Raw genomic sequence first — 1,934 nt, forward strand, 5'->3', positions numbered from 1 at the left:
CCACCACATGTACTCCTGCCCTTTGGAGAAGAGCCAGGTCGACTTATCGGCCATGCTGCAGGTCTGACAGGCCAAACAGCGATTGATGTTGAACACAAAGGCAAACTGCCACTTCGGATGCCGTTCCTCGTAGGGATACAACATCTTGCGGCCCAGCTGCCAGTTATAGACTTCAGGCATAGTGTCCTCCGTAAGGCGTGAGGCGTGAGGCGTGCGGCGAAGGAGCTGAAGTCGGCTTCACCCCCCTCACCCCTGACCCCTCACCCCTCACAGGTAATTAGACTTTAATCTTAATATGTTCGCCTTTGAGCCACTTGATCATGAACTCGTTTTCTTGCCCGGGCGTGAAGCCGGTGCGCACCGGTTCCCACGGGCCCCGCGCGCCGATGCCGCCGTCTTCCGCCTTCGTGATGCGGATCAAGCATTCCTTCGGCACGGTATTGACCGCATGGTGGTCGATTTCAAACCCCCATTTCATCTTGAGCCCATTGGCACTTTTGCCCGGGAGCGAGTCGGTTTGATGCATCGGCATGAGCCAGCTGCGCGTAAAGGACTGCTGGGCCCCGTATCGGAAGTTGGATTGATAGCCGGTATCGATCGCGATCGCGCGCCCGTCGGGGCGCGTTTCGTGGCCCTTGACCGACTTGGGCGTCGAGACGAAGGGCGCATGCTTGGCCATCGTCACGTGGTACGGATAGGACGGGTTGTACTTCGCGCGAATCATCAGCCGCGCCACCTTGTAGTACGGATCGCTCGGCTTCCAGCCGCGGTAGGGGCGGTCCACCGGATTGCCGTCGATGTACACATAGTCCCCGTCGTTGATCCCCCGGTCTTTGGCTGCTTGCGGATTGATGTGGACTTGGTGCTCCCCGACGCCGGGGGTCCGCTTGTCCATGCGATAGGGATCGCCGAAGTTCGACTCGTAGATCTGCACCCAGTCGTTCACCGACCATTGACTATGGACCCGGTGCCGCGTCTTGGGCGTCACGCAGTAGAACTGGTAGCCTTTTTCCCACAAGGGGTTGCTGTGCCGCTTGATTTCGACCCATGACAACTTGATATTTCGAATGGTCTTATCGTCGTGGTGCTGGGCCGTGATCGGAATGCCATAGTCGTCCGGCCGCACGTACGGGTTCGTCGTGAAGATGGCGTTCGGCAAGTACGGCGTCGCCTCCGGCCCTTCGCGGTGCACCACGAAATTTTCGCCGTACTCGATGGCTTCCGGTTCGATCCGATAGGTCTCGATCCGCCCCGACCGGGTCCACTGCGGCTTCGACTCGTTGGTCTCTTCCCAGAGGGGATGCCGCGGATAGGTGCGGACCATCACCATCCAGCCCTTTTCCGACTTTAACAGCACGTCGGCACTGTATCCGTACAGGGTGCTGGAGGCGTCCAGGAGCCGTTGGGCGTACACATCCATGCGATTCTGGTAGACAAAATGGAAGACGTCGCGCATCCGTTTGTCGCCCGTCATCTCGGCGAGTTTGGCCGCCACCCCGGCGAACGTATCCGCATCGTTCCGCGTGTCGTACAGCGGCCGGATGCCGCCTTTCCAGATCTGGATCCACGGATTGGAGACCGTGGCCGTCATCTCGGGGTAGGTGAACTCCATCCAGGAGTTCACGGCAAAGGCGATATCGGCGTGGTTCACGTCGGACGTCATTTCGATGTCCTGGGTCATGAGACATTCGATGTTGGGGTCGACGTTCCGCACCATGTCGTAATGGTGCTTGGCATTGTTCAAAATGTTGACGTTCACGACCCACCGCAGCTTACTGGGCGTGGGCATATGGGTCTTGCCGGTAAACACCTTGCGCCCATACTTCGGCGTATTGACGATCAAGGCGGTGTCGCCGTGGTTCCAGAACCCCGGCTCTTCGCCATAATAGTAGTTCCGGTATTTGATTTCCTTTCCATGGACATTGGGATCCAGA

2 pseudogenes are annotated in these 1,934 nt (G+C 58.6%); both read right to left on the reverse strand.

Annotated elements, in window-relative coordinates:
• Window positions 1-180, reverse strand: a pseudogene (locus ACOSYY_RS18760) (4Fe-4S dicluster domain-containing protein); the annotation flags it as partial.
• Window positions 181-277: 97 nt separating this feature from the next.
• Window positions 278-1,934, reverse strand: a pseudogene (locus tag ACOSYY_RS18765) (molybdopterin-dependent oxidoreductase); the annotation flags it as partial.

Source organism: Nitrospira sp. BLG_2, from assembly GCF_049222245.1.